This window comes from Micromonospora sp. M51 (assembly GCF_018070305.1).
In the GTDB taxonomy this organism is placed as follows: domain Bacteria; phylum Actinomycetota; class Actinomycetes; order Mycobacteriales; family Micromonosporaceae; genus Micromonospora; species Micromonospora parva.
In genome coordinates this window covers 1-4319 of record NZ_JAGPXZ010000545.1, presented here as the reverse complement: position 1 = coordinate 4319, position 4319 = coordinate 1, and the positions used below count along the sequence as shown (strand labels likewise).

General features: G+C 69.2%; 4 protein-coding genes. All 4 read right to left on the bottom strand.

Annotated elements, in window-relative coordinates; translation table 11 throughout:
• Positions 1-509: DUF4142 domain-containing protein (locus KBX53_RS24160; RefSeq protein ID WP_210861801.1), on the bottom strand; the 509-nt coding region annotated here is incomplete at its 3' end.
• A gap of 195 nt (positions 510-704) precedes the next feature.
• The gene (locus KBX53_RS24155; protein ID WP_030337740.1) at positions 705-2336 is read right to left on the bottom strand and encodes a ubiquinol-cytochrome c reductase cytochrome b subunit; all 1632 of its coding nucleotides are present in this window, start codon (positions 2334-2336) and stop codon (positions 705-707) included.
• Entirely contained in the window at positions 2333-3421 is a 1089-nt protein-coding gene (locus KBX53_RS24150) for a ubiquinol-cytochrome c reductase iron-sulfur subunit (RefSeq protein ID WP_030337741.1), read from the bottom strand. Before KBX53_RS24150 ends, KBX53_RS24155 begins: the two co-directional genes overlap by 4 nt.
• A gap of 64 nt (positions 3422-3485) precedes the next feature.
• Entirely contained in the window at positions 3486-4238 is a 753-nt protein-coding gene (locus KBX53_RS24145; protein WP_210861803.1) for a cytochrome c, read from the bottom strand.
• Between the last annotated feature and the right edge of the window lie 81 nt (positions 4239-4319).

Below are 4319 nucleotides of genomic sequence, written 5' to 3'. Positions count from 1 at the left end.
TTGGCGAGCGCCACCAACTCGTCGTAGTGCGTCTGCAGCGTCGGAAGCGCCGTCTGCGCCAACTGGACCACCGACGGCTCGGAGCCCTGCGAGATCTCCGTCTGGGTGGCCTGGATGGCCTGGACGTGGCCGGCCAGCTCACTTGTCACCCAGAGCCGGTCGAACTCCGCGCCGCTGGCGTTGTTCAGCTTGTCGATGACCGCCTGCTGGTCGGCGCTGGGCTCGTTCGGCAGTTCCACGCCGAGCTGCGACGCGGTCTGCTGCACCGTCTGGTCCAGCTGGGTGTGGTCGGTCTTCAGCATCGCGCCCAGGTCCTTGACCCCCTGGTCCTTGCCCTTCTGCTGGGCGAGGTCACCAGCGGTGATCTCGAACAGGTTGACCTGGTGTACCGCCTGCAGGTACTGGGTGTCCTGCGTCGACGGCTGTGCCGCGGCCTGCGCGGCCGCGGCCGGCGCGACACCGACCAGTACCAGCGCGGCCAACAGGCCGAGGCGTTTGATACCCAACATGCTTCCCCCCCTTGAGACGTTGGACCGCACGGATACCCGGCTCACCGGGGTTATTCCTGCGATCCCCCGGGCGCGCGGGGTCGACCGGTCCCACCGTGCCCGTCCGACTCCTGGTCGGATGGGCGGGGAGGGTGCGGATACGACGTGGCGCCCGCCGGAATCCGACGGGCGCCACGTAACGGTGCGACTGGGCGGTCAGTGGCGGCTCTCGCCGCTGCCGACCTCCTCGCGCTCGGGCCGGGGCTCGACCGGCGGGTGCCCCGGTGAGACCGGCGCCTCGACCGGCTTCTCGATCGGGTAGAAGAAGCCCCGGATGGCCGGGCCGAGGGCCCCCAGCCGGTTCATCTTCTTCGGTACGACCCAGCCGACGTAGTCGAGCTGGCCGTGGCCGTCCGCGTGCCCGTTGGCCGCGCTGAGCGGCTGGTGCACCTCGACGAACCGGCCGTCCGGCAGGCGCCGGATGATGCCGGTCTCCACGCCGTGCGCGAGCACCTCCCGGTCGTGCTGCTGCAGACCCAGGCAGAGCCGGTAGGTGACGTAGTACGCCAACGGCGGGGCCACCAGCAGGCCGATCCGGCCGGCCCAGGTCATCGCGTTCAAACTGATCTGGAACTTGTCCGCGATCACGTCGTTGGCGCCGGAGAGCGTCAGCACGACGTAGAACGCGACGGCCATGGCGCCGACGGCGGTCCGGGCCGGGGCGTCCCGGGGACGCTCGAGCAGGTTGTGGCTCTTGCGGTCCTTGAGTTGCCGGGCTTCCAGGAACGGGTACATCGTCGACAGGCCCACCAGGATGCCGGGTAGCACCACCGTCGGCCAGAACAGCGGCGGGATGACGTACCCGTCGCCGATCGGGATGTTGATCTCCCAGGCCGGCATGAGTCGGGTCGAGCCGTCGAGGAACATGACGTACCAGTCGGGCTGGCTGGCGGCCGAGACCACCCACGCCTCGTACGGGCCGAACAGCCAGATCGGGTTGATCTGGAACAGACCGCCCATCAGCGCGATGACGCCGAAGACGACCATGAAGAAGCCGCCCTGCTTCAACGCGTACCGCGGGAACATCCGCTCGCCGACCACGTTGTTGTTGGTCCGGCCGGGGCCGGGCCACTGGGTGTGCTTCTGCTTGAAGACCAGGCCCAGGTGGACGCTGATCAGCGCGACCAGCAGACCCGGGATGAGCAGCACGTGGGCGATGAAGAACCGGCTGATGATGATCGTGCCCGGGAACTCGCCACCGAAGATCGACGAGGTGACCCAGGAACCGATCACCGGGATGGACAGCATGATCGCCGAGGCGATCCGCAGGCCGGTGCCGGACAGGCCGTCGTCCGGCAGCGAGTAGCCGGTGAAGCCGGCGAGGAAGCCGACCCAGAACAGCAGCGAACCGATGATCCAGTTGGTCTCACGCGGCTTGCGGAACGCACCGGTGAAGAAGACCCGCAGCATGTGCACGACGATCGCGGCCATGAACAGCAGCGCCGCCCAGTGGTGCATCTGCCGCATCACCAGACCGCCCCGGACATCGAACGAGATGTCCAGGCTGGAGGCGTACGCGGCGGACATCGGGGTGCCCTGCAACGGCGCGTAGCTGCCGTCGTAGACCACCTCGGTCATCGCCGGCTCGAAGAAGAAGGTGAGGAACACACCGGTCAGCAGCAGCACGACGAACGAGAACAGCGCGATCTCGCCGAGCAGGAAGGACCAGTGGTCCGGGAAGACCTTGTTCAGCAGCTTGCGCAGCGGGGTGGCCACCGCGAAGCGGTCGTCCACTCCCACCGCTGCCTTGCCCGGCGTCGCCGCAAGGTCAAACTTTCGACGCTTCATGGCCGCTCCCAGAAATCAGGCCCGACGGTCTCGGTGTAGTCGGACTTCGCCACGAAGAAGCCCTCGGAGTCCACCTCGATCGGCAGCTGCGGCAGCCGCCGGCTGGCGGGGCCGAAGACGGGCCGGGCGTTGTCGGTGATCAGGAACTGGGACTGGTGGCACGGGCAGAGCAGCCTGTTGGTCTGCTGCTCGTACAGGCTGGCCGGGCATCCCGCGTGCGTGCAGATCTTGGAGAACGCCGCGTAGTTGCCCCACATGTAGTCACCGTGGCCGATCCGCTCGTTGGCCCGGCGCGACTCCTGCGCGTCCGAGTCGCGGAGGTGGATCAACAGCGTCGGCGAGTCGGCGTGCTTGTTGCTCACGCCATGGTCGATGCCGGGGAAGACGGTCAGCTGACCACCGGTGCTGATGTCCGCCGGGCGGATCGGCCGGCCGTCCTCGCGGACCAGGCGGATCCGCTGGCCGCCCTCGGCCGTGGCGAACCCGGTGGTGAACATCTGGTTGTTCTTGTGCGGCTGCGAGATCAGACCGCCGACCAGCGGCGCCGCGGCGACCGCGGCGACCGGCGCGAGACCGGCCAGCAGCGAGATGCCGAGCAGCGGGCGACGCTTCACGCCCAGCTCGTCCGCCATGTAGAGCATGGTCTGGCCGGTGATGGTGCGGCCTTCGGAGTCCACCTGGCCCTCGTGCCGGTCCTGGATCGAGACCTCCTTGGGCAGCAACTTCTTGCCCCAGGTCAGGATGCCGAAGCCGACGGCGAGCAGCGCCACGCCGAGGGTGAAGCCGAGCAGCGGGGTGTAGAACTTGTCGCCGCCCCGGCCGGCCTCGTACTGCCACGGCCACCAGATGTAGATGGCCAGGAAGGCGGTCGCGGCCAGACCGGTGATCAGGAAGAAGCCGGCGACCACCCGGGTCAGCCGACGCTCCGCCTTGGTGCCCGGCAGCACCTGCGGCTCGTAGTGGACGATCTCGATGTCGTCCCGGCGCGCACCCTCACGAACGATGTCGAACCGGGTCAGCTTGGGGTCGTTCACGTCGAGCGGCGCCGGGCCCTGCGAGGCCTGGTGCTCGGTGTGGGGGCTCATGCCGTCACCTCGCTACGGGTGGCGCCGAGCGGCACCACAGCACTGAATCGGATGGCCTGCTCGGTCACGACTTGCCCGCAATCCACAGGCTAGCGAAGACGAGCGCCACGATGCCAACCAGGAAGATCGCCAGGCCCTCGGTGGACGGGCCGTACCGTCCGAGGTTGAACCCACCCGGGTCCTGGTCGTGCTTCAGCGTCTCCTGGATGTAGGCGATGATGTCGGCCTTCTGCTCCGGCCGGAGCTGGTTGTCGCCGAACACCGGCATGTTCTGCGGGCCGCTCAGCATCGCCGCGTAGATCTGACGGTCGGTCGCGGGGTGCAGGCTCGGGGCGAACTTGCCCGAGGAGAGCGCACCGCCGCCGCCACCGAACGCGTGGCACTGCGAGCAGTTGATCCGGAACAGCTCACCGCCGGCCGCGATGTTGCCGTCCTCGCGGAGGTCGTCGCCCTCGGGAACGACCGGGCCGCCACCCAGCTCCTGGATGTACTGGGCCAGCTGGCGGGTCTGCTCGTCGGTGAAGACCGGAGGCTTGCGGTGCGCCTGGGCCTCCTGGCGGGCCATCGGCATCCGCCCGGAGCTGACCTGGAACTCGACCGATGCCGCGCCGACGCCGATCAGGCTCGGCCCGCGGCCCTCGACGCCCTGGGCGTTGCGGCCGTGGCAGGTCACGCAGCTCACGTCGAACAACGCCTTGCCCTCGGCGGCGGCGCCGGTCAGCTGCGGGTTGTCCTGCGCCTGGGCGCCCGGGGCGAAGACGGTGTATGCGCCGCCGGCGAGCATCAGCGCGGCGATCAGCCGGACCGCGGCGCCCAGCCGGCGGCGGCCCCTGCTGCGCGCGGCGGCATCCTCTGGGCCGGTGGCGAGTTCGTCAGTGTGACCATGCTCGCCGTGCTG

Bases quoted from the DNA above. Each gene is read 5' to 3' on its own strand.
- KBX53_RS24155 (WP_030337740.1), bottom strand. From the start codon at position 2,336: ATGAAGCGTCGAAAGTTTGACCTTGCGGCGACGCCGGGCAAGGCAGCG.
- KBX53_RS24150 (WP_030337741.1), bottom strand. From the start codon at position 3,421: ATGAGCCCCCACACCGAGCACCAGGCCTCGCAGGGCCCGGCGCCGCTC.